The organism is Winslowiella sp. 2C04, assembly GCF_050037805.1.
GTDB classification, from domain to species: domain Bacteria; phylum Pseudomonadota; class Gammaproteobacteria; order Enterobacterales; family Enterobacteriaceae; genus Erwinia; species Erwinia toletana_A.
The window spans coordinates 2,799,344-2,816,014 of sequence record NZ_CP188300.1; the positions used below are offsets into that span (position 1 = coordinate 2,799,344).

Sequence of the window (16,671 nt, forward strand, 5' to 3'; positions counted from 1 at the left end):
ACGACTTTTCACTATTAATTACGAGCTATAAAAGAATTCAGGCGGATTGTTCAGCTCCGAGACGCGACATCGGAATATGAAACAGATCAGAGAAGTTTTGTGTCGTCGCCGCCGCCAGTGTATCCACATCAACGCCCTTCAGCACCGCCATATATTCCGCTACGTCGCGGGTGTAAGCAGGCTGATTCTCTTTACCGCGATGCGGTACTGGTGCCAGATACGGCGAATCGGTCTCGACCAGCATACGATCCAGCGGCACAAAGCGCGCCGCCTCACGCAGCGCTTCGGCATTACGGAAGGTGACAATGCCGGAAAACGAGATATAAAAGCCCATATCCAGCAGCTTACCGGCAGTTTCACGATCTTCGGTAAAGCAGTGCAGCACGCCGCCACAGCCTTCAACCTGTTCTTCGCGCAGGATCGCCAGCGTATCTTCGCGTGCATCGCGGGTGTGGACGATCACCGGTTTATTCATATCGCGGCCAACGCGGATATGCTCGCGAAAGGATGCCTGCTGGCGCGCTTTGGTTTCTGGCTGATAATAGTAATCCAGCCCGGTTTCCCCCATAGCCACCACACGAGGATCGGCAGCCAGCTGGCGTAACTCGGCGAAATCATACTCTTCAGCCTGGTTTAGCGGGTGTACACCGCACGAGTAAGCCACATTATGACGCTCGCCAATCAGCTGCTGCATCGCTTTATAACCCGGCAGAGTAGTGGCAACAGCCAGCATAAATTTAACGTCGCGCGCCGCCGCTTTGGCCAGAACATCATCGAGATTCTGGTGCACAGTTTCGTAGTTCAGGCCATCAAGATGACAGTGGGAATCAACTAAAAACATAAAATTACTCTCTGAAGCGTTGAACCGACGACATCGGTTTAAAAATTTGTTCCCAGCTTAACAGCTGTTCGGTTAACAACAGTTCGCGATTAACCGCTACCACATGCAGCAGCCGATCGCGGCAGGTCATCCAGCTTCGCAGGCTGCTGTCGAGCGCCGATGAGGGCAGCTGCTGGGCTATGTGTGCAATCAGCACCTGTTGATCGACATTGGCAACATACTGACCACCGCCCTGCTGCCACTTCATGGCATCAATCAGCAATGCGCACAGCCAGCCAATACGTGCCGCGGCATCCTCATGATTAAGCACTGGCAGTAAGCTCAGCAAATCCTGTTGCAACGCGGTGGAGAGCTGGCTGCACAGCAGCTGACGCTGCGCCCAATGCTTTTCGTCCAGCAGCGCCAGCGCCGCAGCCGGCGCGCCGCTGCTCAGGCGCAAGGCGGTGGTGCAGGCCTCGCTGGAAGCCGGCGTCTGTTTTTGCAACCAGCCAAGACTCTGCGCCTCGAGTGGCGGAGAGAGATGCCAGCTAAAGCAGCGGCTGCGCAGTGTCGCCAGCAGGCGTTGCGGCTCGCGGCTGCTGAGAAAGAACCAGGTATTTTTCGGCGGTTCTTCCAGCGTCTTCAACAGCGCATTGGCCGCGGCCTCAGTTAACTGCGCCGCATCAGGCAGCCAGACCACTTTCGCGCCGCCCTGCTGGGCATGGTGATAAAGCTTTTCGCTGACGCTACGTACCGCATCAATACCCAGCGAACTTTTGCCCTTTTCCGCTTCAAGCTTATACCAGTCAGGATGCGTACCCGCCTGCATCAGCTGGCAGCCGTGGCAGCGTCCGCAGCTTTTCAGCCCGTCGCGTTGCAGACACATCAACCAGCGGCTTAACGCCCATACCAGTGCATCATCCCCCATACCCGGCAGCGCCTGAATCAGCAACGCGTGATGACCACGATCGCCCTGATGCTGCTCAACAATTTGTCGGTAAGGTTGATTCAGCCACGGATACCAGTTCATTATGCCTGCTCCGTCAGCCACTGCTGCAATACCGACTGAAGTGACGCTGTCACTTGCTCAATATTTTGCGTCGCATCAATGGTTTTAATCCGTGGATCGGCAGCTGCCAGTTCCAGATAACGCTGGCGGGTGCGCTCAAAGAAATTCAGCGACTCTTGCTCGATACGGTCCAGCGCTCCCCGCGCACGGGCGCGTTGTAACCCGATTTCCGGCGTAACATCAAGATACAGGGTTAAATCTGGCGCAAAATCAGCCAGCGCGGTATCACGCAGCGCATCCATCAGCTGGCGATCGAGGCCGCGGCCCCCGCCCTGATAGGCTTGCGAAGAGAGATCGTGACGATCGCCCAATACCCAGGCACCCCGCGCCAGCGCCGGTTTGATCACCGTGTCCACCAGCTGAACCCGCGCGGCATACAGCATCAACAGTTCCGCTTTATCGGTTACCTGTTCGCCTTCAATACCTTGCTTTATCAAATCACGCAGTTTCTCAGCCAGCGGCGTTCCGCCCGGCTCACGGGTAAATACCACATCGCTGATGCCATGCTGCGTTAATACCGCAACCACCGCATCACGCGCCGTGGTTTTACCGGCACCTTCGAGACCTTCAATGACGATAAATTTACTGTTCATTCTTTTCCTTCAGTGCCTGACGATAAACCTGCACCGCCCGATTATGGCTGGCCAGATTAGTGGTAAAGGTATGTCCCCCCTTACCATCGGCAACAAAATAGAGGTAACTGGTTTTTAACGGATGCGCAGCCGCTTCAAGTGACGCCTTACCCGGCATCGCAATCGGCCCAGGCGGCATACCGCTAATCACATAGGTATTGTACGCTGTCGGCGTCTCCAGATCTTTGCGCGTCAGATTACCGTTATACTTTTCGCCCATGCCATAGATCACCGTCGGATCGGTTTGCAGCCGCATGCCGAGGCGTAAGCGATTGATAAACACCGACGCGACTTTGCTCCGCTCATCGTTAACCGCCGTCTCTTTCTCGATAATCGATGCCATGGTAACCAGATCGTTTTGGGTCTTGTACGGCAGATCGCGCATTCTGTCCTGCCAGATAGTGTCCACCAGCGTTACCATCCGCTGATTGGCGCGCTTCAGTAGCGCAACGTCGGTGGTATTCGCGGTATACAGGTAAGTATCAGGATAGAACCAACCTTCGACGCCATCGGCGCTGTCGAGCTTCAGCGCCTCTGCCAGCGTGGCAAACTGGTCATCTTTCAGCGTGTGCTTAATGTAAGGCGCAGCGCGCAATTCTGCCATCCACTCCTGCAGACGCGTACCTTCAACAAAGCGAATCGGAAATTGCGCTTCTTTGCCGCTGGCCAGCAGCGCCAGCATCTCACGCACTGTCATCTGCGGCTGCAAACGATAGGTACCGGCTTTAAACTTCGCCAGCTCTGGCTCCAGCTTCAGCAGTGCGCCAAACCAGATGCTGTGTTGAGTGATGTTATCATGCTCTAACTGCGCTTCCAGCGCGACGCGACCGGTTCCCGCAGGCAGAGTGAAAATGGTTTCCTGGTTAATCGCCAGTGGCGATGCAGCAAACTGGCGAATTTGCCAGTAACAGAAGGCGACAATCAGCGCCAGAATAACTATCGCCCCGGCGATAACTTTTCGCTTATTAATCATGCAATATCCATCTAATTAGCAATGAGGGCTTACCCGATCAAACAGCAGACGCGATGAGTAACGCCATTCTTCAATCTGATAAACCGGCAAAACGGGCATCAGTGCATTACAAATCAGCACTTCATCAGCACGGGCGAGTGCACTCATCTCCACGCTGACTTCCTGCCAGTGAAAACCCTGTTGCTCCAGCAGGCTAATAATACGCTGGCGCATTGTGCCACTGACGCCGGATTGCGTCAGCAGCGGCGTGAAAACCTGCTGCCCTTCACGCCAGAACAAATTGGCCGCACAGCATTCCACCAGCTTACCTGCGGTGTCAAGCACCAGCGCCTCGTCAGCACCAGTCTGCTCAAGTTGCGTACGGATCAGCACCTGCTCAAGGCGGTTAAGATGCTTGATGCCGGCCAGCAGCGGATTTTGTCCCAGCCGCACCGGGCTGAGTACCAGCCGCGCGCCACTTTCGCGTAGCCGGTGATAATGCGCCGGATAAGCCGAGATTGAGACAATGCGCGTCGGTAACTGACAGCCCGCCGCACTGTAACCTCGCCCGCCACTGCCGCGGGTAATCAGCGCCTTCAGTACGCCGTCATGTTGCTGTTGCGCCGCATAAACCATTTCAGCTTCCAGCGCGCACCAGTCAACGCCGTCAATCAATAACCGGCTGGCACCCTGTTGCAGACGCTGCAGATGGTCTGGCAGCCAGTCGATTTTACCCGCGCGCACCCGCGCGGTGGTAAAGCAGCCATCGCCAAACTGCACTGCGCGATCGCTGACTGCCAGTTTGTCCTGCCGTTCACCATTGATCCAGACCATGCCCTGCCCTGCCCCTGTGTGACCATTGTTTGCTTTTAATTTACCCGCCTGCGGCGCGAGAATTCTCCGAATGTCGCAGCGACATGATAAAGATAAAAAAAAGGCCCGCCAATGCGGGCCTCAGAGGTCAATTATCACAGAATTAAACTTTGCGGAAAATCAGCGACCCGTTGGTGCCGCCAAAACCGAAAGAGTTACACAAGGTGTATTCCATGCCCTTAACCTGACGAGCTGTGTGTGGTACGAAGTCGAGATCGCAACCTTCATCCGGATTATCCAGGTTGATGGTTGGTGGCACGACCTGATCGCGCAACGCCAGAATTGAGTAAATAGACTCAACGGCGCCAGCTGCACCTAACAGATGACCGGTCATGGATTTAGTCGAACTCACCATCACAGTTTTCGCTGCCGCACCAAATACCGATTTAACGGCCTGGGTTTCAGCTTTATCACCTGCCGGCGTCGACGTACCGTGCGCGTTAACGTAAGCGATTTGCTCCGGAGACAGTTGCGCATCTTTCAGTGCGTTTTCCATCGCCAGCGCAGCGCCTGCGCCATTCTCAGGTGGTGACGTCATATGATAGGCATCGCTGCTCATACCAAAGCCAACCACTTCCGCATAGATTTTCGCGCCGCGTTTTTTCGCATGTTCGTACTCTTCGAGTACAACCATGCCAGCACCATCGCCCAGCACAAAGCCATCGCGATCTTTATCCCATGGACGGCTTGCCGCCTGAGGATTGTCGTTGCGCGTAGACAACGCACGTGCCGCACCGAAACCACCGATACCCAGTGGGGTGCTGGCTTTCTCAGCGCCCCCTGCGACCATCACATCGGCATCGTTATAAGCGATAATACGCGCAGCTTGGCCGATGTTATGCACGCCAGATGTACAGGCGGTAGCAATAGAAATACTTGGGCCTTTCAGGCCATACATAATTGTCAGGTGACCGGCAATCATGTTGACGATGGTAGAAGGAACAAAGAATGGGCTGATTTTACGCGGTCCACCGTTAACCAGTGCGCTGTGGTTTTCTTCGATCAAACCTAAACCGCCAATCCCGGAACCAATTGCTGCGCCGACACGGCCAGCATTTTCTTCCGTTACTTCCAGGCCGGAATCCTGCATGGCCTGAATGCCAGCGACAATTCCATATTGAATGAAGGCATCCATCTTGCGCTGATCTTTGCGCGAGATAAATTCTTCACAATTAAAATCCTTTACTAAGCCAGCAAAACGCGTTGCGTAGGCACTAGTATCAAAATGGTCGATCAGGCTGATGCCACTCTGACCGGCAAGGAGAGCACTCCAGGTGGACTCTACGGTATTGCCGACAGGAGACAACATGCCAAGACCAGTCACAACTACACGACGCTTAGACACGTTCGTCCTCCAGGGAGGGAAAAAATTGACACTGTGTGAAAGGAAAAAAAAACTCAGGCGGTCGAGCGACCGCCTGATGATGTTCAATTAGCTCTGATGATTATTGATATAATCAATTGCAGCCTGAACAGTCGTGATCTTCTCGGCTTCTTCATCCGGAATCTCGGTGTCGAACTCTTCTTCCAGAGCCATTACCAGCTCAACGGTATCAAGAGAATCAGCGCCCAGATCTTCTACAAAAGAGGCAGTGTTAACAACTTCTTCCTGCTTAACGCCAAGCTGCTCGCCAATGATTTTCTTAACGCGTTCTTCGATAGTGCTCATACTATTAAATTTCCTATCAAAACTCGCTTTCGCGATGGTTTTCGTAGTGTATAAAATGTTGAAAAAGATGCAACTAAATCCCGGCTGGTCAAACCACGATTTTACGCTATTTTGCGGCTTTTGCCCCAAATAACGCAAATAGTTTTCGTGATTATCAGACCATATACATTCCGCCATTGACGTGCAGCGTTTCACCAGTGATGTACGCTGCCTCGTCAGAGGCTAAAAATGCAACGGCATTGGCGATTTCCTGAGCGTCGCCGAGGCGACCCGCAGGCACTTCCGCCAGAATGCCCGTACGCTGATCTTCGCTCAACGCACGCGTCATGTCCGTCTCAATAAAGCCCGGAGCCACAACGTTAACGGTAATGCCACGTGACGCGATTTCGCGCGCCAGTGACTTGCTGAAGCCGATCAAACCCGCTTTTGCTGCAGCGTAGTTTGCCTGGCCCGCATTACCCATAGTTCCAACAACAGAACCGATGGTAATGATACGACCCACGCGTTTTTTCATCATCGCGCGCATTACCGCCTTGGAAAGGCGGAACACAGAAGTCAGATTAGTGTCCAGGATATCCTGCCACTCATCGTCCTTCATACGCATCAGAAGATTATCACGCGTAATGCCAGCATTATTGACTAAAATATCCACTTCGCCAAATTCAGCACGAATATTTTCCAACACGCTTTCAATGGAAGCAGAGTCGGTAACGTTCAGGAGCAAGCCCTTACCGTTATCACCCAGATAAGCGCTAATCGCATCTGCGCCACTTTGGCTGGTCGCAGTACCAATCACTTTAGCACCACGTGCCACCAGCGTTTCCGCAATAGCACGACCAATGCCGCGACTTGCACCGGTTACCAGCGCAATTTTTCCTTCGAAGCTCATGTTTTTCCTCGTGTTATTGTTCAATAGCCGCTGACAGGCTGGCCGGGTCATTAACCGCCGCCGCCGTCAGGGTGTCGACAATACGTTTAGTCAGCCCGGTAAGAACTTTACCCGGACCCACTTCCAGCAGCGAAGTCACGCCCTGCGCCGCCATTAATTCGACACAGCCAGTCCAGCGAACCGGGCTGTAAAGCTGGCGCACTAAGGCACTGCGAATCGCTTCAGGCGACGTTTCGCATTTTACATCAACGTTATTCACTACCGGGAATTTTGGCGCATTAAAGGTAATATTTTCCAGCGCTACCGCCAGTTTATCCGCTGCGGGTTTCATCAGCGCACAGTGCGACGGCACGCTTACCGGCAACGGCAGCGCACGTTTTGCGCCAGCCGCTTTACAGGCTGCGCCAGCACGTTCAACCGCTTCTTTGTTACCAGCAATCACCACCTGACCCGGTGAATTGAAGTTCACCGGTGAAACAACCTGACCCTGAGCAGACTCTTCACAGGCTTTTTGAATCGACGCATCGTCGAGACCAATAATCGCCTGCATTGCACCGGTTCCCGCCGGAACCGCTTCCTGCATCAGCTTGCCACGCAGTTCAACTAATTTGATCGCTTCAGCGAAATCCAGCACACCAGCACAGACCAGAGCAGAATATTCGCCCAGGCTGTGGCCTGCCATCATCGCTGGCGCTTTGCCATCCTTTTCCTGCCATACACGGTAGATGGCGACAGAAGCAGCCAGCAGTGCCGGCTGGGTTTGCCAGGTTTTATTCAGCTCTTCAGCCGGACCCTGCTGCGTTAACTGCCACAGGTCATAACCCAGCGCAGCGGAAGCTTCACGGAACGTGCTCTCAACGACAGAATTTTCTGCCGCCAGGTCAGCAAGCATGCCAACAACCTGAGATCCCTGTCCCGGGAATACCATTGCAAATTGCGTCATTATAAGTTCCTGTTAATCAAAAACGAACCAGCGCCGAGCCCCAGGTGAAACCGCCACCAAAGGCCTCCAGCAGAATCAGCTGACCGCGTTGAATACGTCCATCACGCACCGCTTCATCAAGCGCTGCCGGTACGGAAGCGGCAGAGGTATTACCATGACGATCAAGCGTCACCACCACTTTTTCCATTCCCATACCCAGCTTACGGGCGGTTGCGTTGATAATACGCAGGTTGGCCTGATGCGGCACCAGCCAGTCAAGCGCTTCACGATCAAGGTTGTTCGCTTGCAGCGTTTCTTCAACGATATGGGCCAGTTCAGTCACCGCCACTTTGAAGACTTCGTTGCCGGCCATTGTAAGATAGGGTACTTCTTGCGGATTTGCCCGATCCTGATTCGCCAGCGTCAGCAGTTGACCGTAACGGCCATCGGCATGCAGATGCGTGGAAATGATGCCCTGCTCTTCGCTGGCACCCAGCACCACTGCGCCTGCGCCATCACCAAACAGAATGATGGTGCCACGATCTTCCGGATCCAGCGTACGCGCCAGCACGTCTGCGCCAATCACCAGCGCATGCTTAACCGCGCCGTTCTTAATGTATTGATCGGCTACGCTCAGTGCATAGGTAAACCCTGCACAGGCGGCAGCGAGGTCGAATGCTGCTGCATCCTTGATGCCCAGCATTTGCTGAATCATACAAGCCGAGCTTGGGAAAGCATGGCTTGAGGAGGTTGTCGCGACGACAATCAGCCCGATATCATCTTTATCAACGCCCGCCATCTCCAGCGCGCGCTCAGCGGCGTGGAAGCCCATCGTGGCAACGGTCTCATCCGGACCGGCAATGCGGCGTTCACGAATTCCGGTGCGGGTGACAATCCACTCGTCCGTCGTTTCGACCATTTTTTCCAGATCGGCGTTAGTCCGCACCTGTTCGGGCAAATAGCTGCCCGTACCGATAATCTTCGTATACATGTACGCTCAGTCACTCTTAGGTAATACAGCCTCAAGGCGGGCAGCAATTCGCTCAGGAACTTGCCGCCGCACCGCCTGCTCTGCCTGTTGTATCGCCACAGCAAATGCTTGCTGATTTGCCGCGCCGTGGCTCTTAATTACGGTGCCACGCAATCCTAACAGACAAGCGCCATTGTACTGGTCGGGGTTGAGGTGACCAAAGCGTTTCGCCAGGCGTTTTTTTAAAAAACGCCCGAGCAATGTCATCCACCACGCCCGTTTTTTTCCTTCGCCGGAGGGTTTCAACAGCGAAAGAAACATTCTTACCACGCCTTCCATAGTCTTCAGCGTGACGTTGCCCACGAAACCGTCGCAGACTAAAACATCCGTTTTACCGGTCAGAAGGTCATTGCCCTCGACGTAACCAATATAGTTGATATCCGACGACTCCCGCAGAATTGCTGCGGCATCGCGAATGGTGTCGAGCCCTTTGGTCTCTTCCTGGCCGATATTGAGTAAAGCAACACGGGGTTGCGCTATCTCAAGCACCTGCTCGGCCATCACCGCGCCCATGATGGCAAACTGCACCAGCATCGCGCTATCGCACTCTACATTGGCACCCAAATCCAGCACCACGGTTTTACCCTGTTGCTGATTCGGCAGCACCGTCATCAGCGCCGGACGATCGATACCGTCCAGCGGTTTTAATAACATCTTGGCCAGCCCCATCAGCGCTCCGGTATTACCGGCACTGATACAAGCCTGCGCCTTACCCTCTTTGACCAGCTCCAGCGCGACGCGCATTGAGCTTCCGCGACTGTTGCGGATGGCCTGGGACGGTCTGGCATCACTGGCAATAACCGATTCGGCAGGGATAACCTGCAGACGCCCTTGTAACGCGGAATCAGCTTTGGCAAGTGATGACGAGATTTTGTCGGGATCGCCGACCAGAAGAAGATGCAGCTGCGAGTTAGAGGCCAGTGCCTGCATTGCGGCAGGCACTGTCACGCAGGGACCGAAGTCCCCGCCCATGGCATCTATCGCCAGGGTCAAACGTGTCAAAGTATCGCCTTGCGTATTCGCAAGAATTACTTAGCGATGACCTTGCGACCGCGGTAGTAACCATCCGCAGTGATGTGGTGACGCAGATGAGTTTCGCCAGAAACTTTGTCTACGGAAAGAGTGGAAGTGGTCAGAGCATCGTGAGAGCGACGCATGCCACGCTTGGAACGGGTTGGTTTATTCTGTTGTACGGCCATGGACCTTACTCCTATTACTTACGCTTTAAACTGGCTAATACGGCAAATGGATTTGGTTTTTCTGCCTCTTCAGGCAACTTTCCAAAAACCATGTCCGCCTCGGACACTTCACAGTGTTCAGAATCATGAACCGGAACGACCGGCAATGCGAGGATGATTTCATCTTCGACAACTGCCAGCAGATCAATTTCGCCAAACTCGTTGACGTTGATCGGCTCGTACGCTTCCGGCAGTGCTTCAGCCTGATCGTCATTGACCACCGGACTAAAACAATACGTTATGTGGACCTGGTGAGGGAAAGACTTACCGCAACGCTGACACGACAGGGTTACAGCAACCTCAGCGGTGCCATTCAGCACAGCGAGACGCTGGTTGTCGATAGCGAACGACATGGTACATTCCACATCACTATCCACGCTGACTACAGACTCGGCAACGCGCTCCACCTGTTCAGGTGTGTAAATGCCTTGATAATCAAGGCGTTTTTGAGCCGTACGTACCGGATCAAGAGTCAGGGGTAATTTTACCTTTTGCATAGGGCGCGCATATTAACTTTGTAACGACGTAGAGTCAAAGAAAAAGGCCGTTTAACAGCATCTTTCACCCATTATTCGCATCCAGTGCGGCGCATAGTTTAAAATGCCTTTATCCGATTCGCTATATATATTCCGCAAAAAATGATGACTAATTTAGTTTTAGCCTCCACATCGCCGTTCCGCCAGGCGCTGTTAAATAAACTTGGCTTACCTTTTATAACCGCTGCACCGCAGGTTGACGAGACGCCACTGGCGCACGAAACCGCGCCACAGCTGGTCTCGCGGCTGGCAGCAGCCAAAGCACAGGCGCTGGGCAACCACTACCCTGACCACCTGATAATCGGCAGCGATCAGGTTTGTGTACTAATGAATCAAATAACGGGTAAGCCGCATACCGAACAAAATGCCTGCGCGCAATTACGCCAGGCGAGCGGTCAGTCTGTTATTTTTTATACCGGTCTTGCACTTTATTCGAGCAGTAATCATCAGATAAAGACGATATGTGAAACTTTTACCGTTCACTTTCGTCACTTAACGGATGAAGAAATTCGCGCTTATGTCGCCAGAGAGCAGCCGCTTAACTGCGCTGGCAGCTTTAAAAGTGAAGGATTGGGCATCACGCTATTCGACAGGCTCGAGGGGCGTGACCCCAATACGCTGATTGGATTACCGCTGATAGCGCTGTGTGAAATGTTACGGCAGGCGGGTATGGACCCGTTGTTAAATGCGGTATAAGCCCTGACAACGGGAGCCGAAAACGGCTCCCGTGCTAGCGTGCCGTTATTTCTGACGTAATATCGCCAGACAGCGTTTCAGACTTTCATCCAGCGGCGCTTCCACCCGCATCACTTCACCGGTGTTGGGATGGGTAAAGCGTAAGGCCGCCGCGTGCAGGAACAGACGGTTAAGCCCGGTACCGGCCAGCTGGCGATCAAACTCGCGGTCGCCATAGCGATCGTCAAAGGCGATAGGATGACCACCATGCAAAGTATGCACACGAATCTGGTGGGTGCGACCGGTTACCGGACTGGCCTTTACCAGCGTCGCGTGCTGATAGCGCTCTTCTACCTTGAAGCGGGTTTCAGACGGCTTACCTTCGCTGCTGACGCGTACAATACGCTCACCGCTCTGCAAAATATTTTTCAGCAGCGGCGCCTGCACCACTTTCAGATGCGACGGCCACTGCCCGCGCACCAGCGCCAGATAATCTTTCTGCATATTTTTTTCACGCAGCTGCTCATGCAGCGAACGCAACGCGGAGCGCTTCTTAGCCACCAGCAAAATTCCTGAGGTATCGCGATCGAGGCGATGCACCAGCTCAAGGAAACGGGCATCCGGTCGCAGGGCGCGCAGCCCTTCGATTACCCCAAAGCTCAGGCCGCTACCGCCGTGTACCGCAGTGCCTGACGGCTTGTTCATCACCAGAATATGATCATCTTCATACAGGATGGCATCGGCCAGCGAGGCCACTTTTGCCAGCTTGGGTGAAACCGCGTCCTCTTCTCGCTCGGCAACGCGCACCGGCGGGATACGCACTTCATCACCCGCTTCCAGCTTATATTCCGGTTTTATGCGCTTTTTATTCACGCGCACTTCACCCTTGCGCAAAATGCGGTAGATCATGCTCTTGGGCACGCCTTTCAGCTGCGTGCGTAAAAAATTGTCGATGCGTTGTCCCGCTTCATCGGCGGAAATAGCGATCATTTTAACGGATGGCGTATTGGTTTTCATGGTCGGCGATTCTAATTAGTGAGGGGTAATAGCGCCACCTCTTTTTATGTGCTTAACTGACAGTCTGTCTTGTAAAGCACGGTTTATGAGCACTTTTTATGCGGTTTTTTGGCAACCTAAAAAAAACACGCATTAAAGCTGGAATAAACTTCTCAAGGCGGTAAAAGTCACCTTGCTATAACAAGGTTAGCAATGGAATAATGCTAGCGTTTTTTCACGCTAAATCTTGTGATACAAGTTAATAGCGATATAAAGGAATTTTGCCGGATAGCATACACACGCAGCAATGGCGTAAGACGTATTGTGAAATCAGGCATTTAGCGGGCTGCGGGTTGCAGCCTGGACGACAAGACGGGATAGACTTTCTCTGGTTATTCAGTAGTGGTTCCCCCTCGTAAAAGCGCTGTTTTTTCCGTATGAAAAACAGGCTACCGAGATTTTGCGCCCCTTAGCAGGCGACAACCGTGAGGTTGACGGCTTTGCGATGAGACACGGGGCCATCGGTTGTTCCTCGTCCAGCGTTACCATGCCCGTAGCTTTGTCACTAATGTAAGAATAATGAGTAAGTTACGATGAAAAGAATGTTGATAAACGCAACTCAACAGGAAGAGCTGCGTGTTGCCCTTGTTGATGGACAACGCCTGTACGATCTGGACATAGAAAGTCCAGGACACGAACAGAAAAAAGCCAACATCTATAAAGGTAAGATCACCCGCATTGAACCCAGTCTGGAAGCGGCATTTGTTGATTACGGTGCTGAAAGACACGGTTTCCTACCTCTGAAAGAAATTTCCCGCGAATACTTCCCAGCGAATTACAATTCACACGGCCGCCCGAATATTAAAGATGTGCTGCGTGAAGGCCAGGAAGTCATTGTTCAGATTGATAAAGAAGAGCGCGGTAATAAAGGCGCAGCATTAACCACCTTTATCAGCCTGGCGGGTAGCTATCTGGTTCTGATGCCTAATAACCCACGAGCCGGTGGTATCTCACGTCGTATCGAAGGTGATGACCGCACTGAACTGAAAGAAGCGCTCTCTTCGCTGGAACTGCCGGATGGCATGGGCCTGATCGTGCGCACCGCTGGCGTTGGTAAATCTGCTGAAGCCTTACAGTGGGATCTCAGCTTCCGCATGAAGCACTGGGAAGCGATCAAAAAAGCCGCCGACAGCCGCCCTGCTCCGTTCCTGATTCATCAGGAAAGCAACGTCATCGTGCGTGCCTTCCGTGACTATCTGCGCCAGGACATCGGTGAAATCCTGATTGATAACCCGAAAGTGCTGGAGCTGGCTCGCCAGCATATCGCTGCCCTGGGTCGTCCCGATTTCAGCAGCAAAATTAAATTGTACACCGGTGAAATTCCGCTGTTCAGCCACTATCAAATCGAATCGCAGATTGAATCTGCCTTCCAGCGCGAAGTGCGCCTGCCTTCTGGCGGCTCGATTGTTATTGATACTACCGAAGCGCTGACCGCTATCGACATCAACTCCGCACGCGCCACGCGCGGTGGTGACATTGAAGAAACGGCGTTCAACACTAACCTGGAAGCTGCCGATGAGATTGCCCGTCAGCTGCGTCTGCGTGACCTGGGCGGCCTGATCGTTATCGACTTTATCGATATGACCCCGGTGCGCCATCAGCGCGCGGTAGAAAACCGTCTGCGCGAAGCGGTACGTCAGGATCGCGCACGTATCCAGATCAGCCACATTTCACGCTTCGGCCTGCTGGAGATGTCGCGTCAGCGCCTCAGCCCGTCGCTGGGTGAATCCAGCCATCACGTTTGTCCGCGCTGTAGCGGCACCGGCACTATTCGTGATAACGAATCACTGTCACTCTCTATTCTGCGTCTGATTGAAGAAGAATCGCTGAAAGAGAACACTAAAGAAGTCCACGCGATTGTGCCGGTTCAGGTCGCCTCTTACCTGCTGAACGAAAAACGTGATGCGGTCAGTGCCATCGAAAAACGTCAGGGCGGTGTGCGTGCCATTATCGTACCTAACGATCAAATGCAGACTCCGCACTACTCGGTACTGCGGGTACGCAATGGCGAAGAGACGCAGACGCTCAGCTACCATCTGCCAAAACTGCATGAAGCTGAAATGGCGCTGCCTTCGGAAGAAGAACACGCCGAGCGTAAGCGTCCTGAGCAACCGGCACTGGCTGCTTTCGTGATGCCTGATGCGCCACCTGCACCGCAGGAAAAAGTCGCAGCTCCGGATGTTAACGTCACTCCTGTCGCCCAGCCTAAAACCAGCGCAACAGCCGCAGCTACGGCGCAACCTGGCTTTATTAGCCGCCTGATTAGCGGCCTGAAGAAACTGTTCGCCGCTGAAGAAACCAGCAAAGAGCAGGCTCCGCAGGCAAGCACTGAGCAGAAAGCAGACAGCAACAGTGAAGCGGCTCCGCAGCGCAATGACCGTCGCAACAACCGCCGCAACAATAATAACCGTCGCGATCGCAATGGTGAGCGTGGTGAACGCAATAACCGCGATAACCGCGATCGTAATAATGATAACCGTGATAATCGTGATAACCGCGATCGCAATAACGACAATCGTGATAACCGCGAAAATCGTGAGCCGCGTGAGAATCGTGAAGACAATCGTCGTAACAAGCGCCCGGTTGCTGCATCCGCTGAGCCACGTGACGACCGTCAACCACAGAGCGAAGAAGCACGCACGCAACAACGTGATGAGCAGCAGCAACAGCGTCGTGATCAGCGTGCCGAGCGCCAGCGTCGTCGTCAGGAAGAGAAACGCCAGCAGCAGCAAGATGCAGCGAAAGCTGAACAGCCGGTAACAGAAGAAACCGTTGTTCAGAACGCCGTTGAGAGCGAAGAAAATGTGCAGGTTATGCCGCGTCGTAAACCGCGTCAGCTGAGCCAGAAAGTGCGCTATGAGTCGGAATCCACTCCGGTTGCAAAAGAGCCCGTCGATGCTGTTGCGCAGCCAGAAGCGCCACCAGCGGCAGTTGCCTTACCGGCACCGGTCGAAGCAACCGTTGCGACTGATGAGCAGGATGAAGTGGACAACCGCGACAGCAACAATATGCCGCGCCGTTCACGTCGCTCACCTCGTCACCTGCGCGTAAGCGGTCAGCGTCGTCGCCGTTATCGTGACGAGCGTTACCCGGCACAGTCACCGATGCCTTTAGGTTTTGCTGCGGCATCACCAGAAATGGCTTCCGGTAAAGTGTGGGTTAGCTATCCGGTTACCCAGGCTACGGAAGATCACGCCCCGGTTGAATTGCAGAACACTGCCGTTGAGGAACAGCAACAGCCAGGCGCTGCTGCCGTTGCCCTGCCGCAGCATGATGCAGCGCCAGCCGTTGCTGAGCAGCCCGCTGTCGATAACTCGGTTACCGAAGTGGAACCAAAGCAACTGCCGGAACCCGAAGTCACGCTGGTTGAGACAGAAGAAACCGCCGCCATTGAAGTGCCGGTTGACCAGCAGCCAGCGGTGATCGTAGCCGCTGACGAGCCGGTTGCAGAGCAGATTGCTGCCGCCGCCGAGCCAGCTGACGAAGCCAGCAAAGCAGCAGCGGAAGTTGCTCCGACAGTTGAAGAAGCTGCGCCACAAGTCACTGCAGAAGTGGCCAGTGAAATTGCCAGCAACAGTGTGGCTGAGGTCAGTGAAACGCTCGAAGCGCAGGTTGAAGAAATCACCCATGCTGCAGAAGTCGCTGAGCCAGCAGCTGAAGTGACCAGCGCGCCGAAAGTGGCTGATGAAGCTCCTGCCGTTGCGTTTAATGAGCCACATGCTCCGGTTCCGGCTCGCGACGAAGCGGTTGTTGCGCCAGTTATTGCCGATGCTAACGCTCAGGTTAACTGGAAACACCATGCCAGCGCGCCGATGACTAAAGCGCCGGCACCGGTCTGGCAGCCAGAGCCTGCGCGTCACAGTGACTGGGTTCGTCCTGGCTTCGACTTTGACGGTAAAGGTGCAGCAGGCGGCCATGCTGCCAGTCATCATGCAACAGCACCGGCGACCAAACCCTAGTCGCTCAGGTTAAAACGCCCGGCTTCAGCGTCGGGCAGTTTCCGAGGCACTATCTGACACCCTGCCAGCTATCCGCTGTCAGGGTGTTTTTTTCACTTTTTCGCTATAACGCGATTAATGATTCGCAATACTGCCTCTTTTCTTCTCACTTCCATTTTCAGCGCAAATATCATCAAAATATGATATCCATAACAGTAAAAAATAAATAAACCACTCAAAAAAACCTGGGCATTAATATAAGATTAGCCTGAATCACTCAATTAACTCACTAAATTGAACATCACAAAAAACAAAGTGATTATTTTAGAATCTCACAAAAATAAATTAAACAAATAAGATCACAAATTACAT

At 53.6% G+C, this 16,671-nt stretch carries 16 protein-coding genes; 2 read left to right on the forward strand and 14 right to left on the reverse strand.

Annotated features, from left to right (window positions below; all coding sequences use genetic code 11):
• Window positions 1–37: 37 nt before the first annotated feature.
• From ACP3TC_RS12540 to yceD, 13 genes are all read right to left on the reverse strand, one after another.
• A complete protein-coding gene (locus tag ACP3TC_RS12540) occupies window positions 38–841 on the reverse strand; it encodes a metal-dependent hydrolase (protein ID WP_313857036.1) in 804 nt (267 codons plus the stop codon).
• Between the two features lie 4 nt (window positions 842–845).
• On the reverse strand, window positions 846–1,850 hold the full coding sequence (holB, locus tag ACP3TC_RS12545; protein WP_426816568.1) for a DNA polymerase III subunit delta': 1,005 nt from the start codon (window positions 1,848–1,850) through the stop codon (window positions 846–848).
• A complete protein-coding gene (tmk, locus tag ACP3TC_RS12550) occupies window positions 1,850–2,482 on the reverse strand; it encodes a dTMP kinase (protein WP_313857032.1) in 633 nt (210 codons plus the stop codon). Before tmk ends, holB begins: the two co-directional genes overlap by 1 nt.
• On the reverse strand, window positions 2,472–3,494 hold the full coding sequence (yceG, locus tag ACP3TC_RS12555; protein WP_313857031.1) for a cell division protein YceG: 1,023 nt from the start codon (window positions 3,492–3,494) through the stop codon (window positions 2,472–2,474). Before yceG ends, tmk begins: the two co-directional genes overlap by 11 nt.
• 15 nt (window positions 3,495–3,509) lie before the next feature.
• Window positions 3,510–4,307: an aminodeoxychorismate lyase gene (pabC, locus tag ACP3TC_RS12560; RefSeq protein WP_426816569.1), complete on the reverse strand. Its 798-nt coding sequence runs from the start codon at window positions 4,305–4,307 to the stop codon at window positions 3,510–3,512.
• Between the two features lie 142 nt (window positions 4,308–4,449).
• Entirely contained in the window at window positions 4,450–5,691 is a 1,242-nt protein-coding gene (gene fabF, locus ACP3TC_RS12565; RefSeq protein WP_313857028.1) for a beta-ketoacyl-ACP synthase II, read from the reverse strand.
• An 87-nt stretch (window positions 5,692–5,778) separates the two neighbouring features.
• The gene (gene acpP / locus ACP3TC_RS12570) at window positions 5,779–6,015 is read right to left on the reverse strand and encodes an acyl carrier protein (protein WP_052897872.1); all 237 of its coding nucleotides are present in this window, start codon (window positions 6,013–6,015) and stop codon (window positions 5,779–5,781) included.
• Window positions 6,016–6,169: 154 nt separating this feature from the next.
• Window positions 6,170–6,904 carry a 3-oxoacyl-ACP reductase FabG gene (gene fabG / locus ACP3TC_RS12575; RefSeq protein ID WP_052897871.1) on the reverse strand — a complete coding sequence of 245 codons (735 nt, stop codon included), beginning with the start codon at window positions 6,902–6,904 and terminating at the stop codon, window positions 6,170–6,172.
• Between the two features lie 13 nt (window positions 6,905–6,917).
• Window positions 6,918–7,847, reverse strand: coding sequence for an ACP S-malonyltransferase (fabD, locus tag ACP3TC_RS12580; protein WP_426816570.1), 930 nt, complete (start codon window positions 7,845–7,847; stop codon window positions 6,918–6,920).
• 16 nt (window positions 7,848–7,863) lie between these two features.
• Window positions 7,864–8,817, reverse strand: coding sequence for a beta-ketoacyl-ACP synthase III (locus ACP3TC_RS12585; protein WP_313857026.1), 954 nt, complete (start codon window positions 8,815–8,817; stop codon window positions 7,864–7,866).
• 6 nt (window positions 8,818–8,823) lie between these two features.
• On the reverse strand, window positions 8,824–9,858 hold the full coding sequence (plsX, locus tag ACP3TC_RS12590; RefSeq protein ID WP_313857025.1) for a phosphate acyltransferase PlsX: 1,035 nt from the start codon (window positions 9,856–9,858) through the stop codon (window positions 8,824–8,826).
• Between the two features lie 26 nt (window positions 9,859–9,884).
• Window positions 9,885–10,055, reverse strand: a complete 171-nt coding sequence (rpmF, locus tag ACP3TC_RS12595) for a 50S ribosomal protein L32 (protein WP_072133164.1) — start codon at window positions 10,053–10,055, stop codon at window positions 9,885–9,887.
• A 14-nt stretch (window positions 10,056–10,069) separates the two neighbouring features.
• Window positions 10,070–10,591, reverse strand: coding sequence for a 23S rRNA accumulation protein YceD (gene yceD / locus ACP3TC_RS12600; RefSeq protein ID WP_052897865.1), 522 nt, complete (start codon window positions 10,589–10,591; stop codon window positions 10,070–10,072).
• Between the two features lie 144 nt (window positions 10,592–10,735).
• Between yceD and ACP3TC_RS12605 the strand changes: the two genes are divergently transcribed.
• The gene (locus tag ACP3TC_RS12605) at window positions 10,736–11,326 is read left to right on the forward strand and encodes a Maf family protein (protein WP_313857677.1); all 591 of its coding nucleotides are present in this window, start codon (window positions 10,736–10,738) and stop codon (window positions 11,324–11,326) included.
• Between the two features lie 45 nt (window positions 11,327–11,371).
• On the opposite strand, the gene rluC is transcribed toward ACP3TC_RS12605, so the two are convergent.
• Window positions 11,372–12,322 (reverse strand): 23S rRNA pseudouridine(955/2504/2580) synthase RluC, encoded by a 951-nt coding sequence (rluC, locus tag ACP3TC_RS12610; RefSeq protein WP_313857023.1) that lies wholly within the window; start codon window positions 12,320–12,322, stop codon window positions 11,372–11,374.
• Between the two features lie 572 nt (window positions 12,323–12,894).
• Between rluC and rne the strand changes: the two genes are divergently transcribed.
• Window positions 12,895–16,320, forward strand: a complete 3,426-nt coding sequence (gene rne, locus ACP3TC_RS12615) for a ribonuclease E (RefSeq protein WP_426816571.1) — start codon at window positions 12,895–12,897, stop codon at window positions 16,318–16,320.
• Window positions 16,321–16,671: the final 351 nt, after the last annotated feature.